Genomic DNA, 799 nt, shown 5'->3' with positions numbered 1-799 from the left:
TGAGCTCACGGAGCAATGGAGCTTGTGTAAACCAGCTATCCATAAGCACGTAGTCGGCGGTAAATCCTGCACGTAAGGCTCGTTCCAGCAAGGCTACGACAGCATCGGGCTTCCGAGAAAAGGCCTCCATCCGGCGCTTGTAGCCATGACTGCGTTTGGAAAGATTCGAAGCCATTTCGCACAGGCGGTTGGCTAATTTGGCTGAAGACAGCATCACAAAGTCAAGCGGAGCAAAGCTAAAGCCGTCTGACCAGCCTAGCGTTAGCATCGTGTAGCCTTTGATGAATTTGCCTGTGGAGTGGTCAAATACACGTGCCAAAAGTTCCGCTTTTTTGCTCCGGTTTCGGCTGAGCACGGAGTCGTCAATAATGAACACGCGTACGCGGTGCGACGAAATTAGCGATTCGAAACGGCGCACGATGCGAAGACTAAAGGCCTGCAAAAAGCGCCGCCAAGCAAAAGAAGCTTGATTTAGGAACCGATAAACAACATCTTTACCAGGAAGATCTGCTCCGCGGTCACTTTCCAAAAGCCGGAACCAGTTCTTCCCTTCGAAAACCAAAGAGAATATGATTTGAAAAATGGCTAGGCTGGAAAGGCCAAAAGATTTAGAAATGCCCGCTTGCCGCAAGGTTTTTCCAATATGAAGAGTGGCAAAAAGGTTGGAAAAGCGAGACTGTTCAGACAGGGAATGTTGGTGTAACATAGGGTTACGCACCTTTCTTGTTGGCATGGTAAGCTCGTCACTTCCATGATACCAAACAAGTAGGGTGCTTTTGTCAATACGAGCAAATCTACT

Annotated in this window: 1 protein-coding gene; it reads right to left on the bottom strand. The window is 48.6% G+C overall.

The window, feature by feature from the left end:
• The coding region (locus DQG13_RS30340) for an IS4 family transposase (RefSeq protein ID WP_146767245.1) at positions 1–706 on the bottom strand (706 nt) is incomplete at its 3' end.
• Positions 707–799: the final 93 nt, after the last annotated feature.

Origin of the sequence: Paenibacillus sp. YN15 (genome assembly GCF_003285005.1) — a bacterium.
Classification (GTDB): Bacteria; Bacillota; Bacilli; order Paenibacillales; family NBRC-103111; genus Paenibacillus_AR.
The sequence above is the reverse complement of the archived record's forward strand: the minus strand, read 5'-3'. Positions and strand labels throughout refer to the sequence as shown.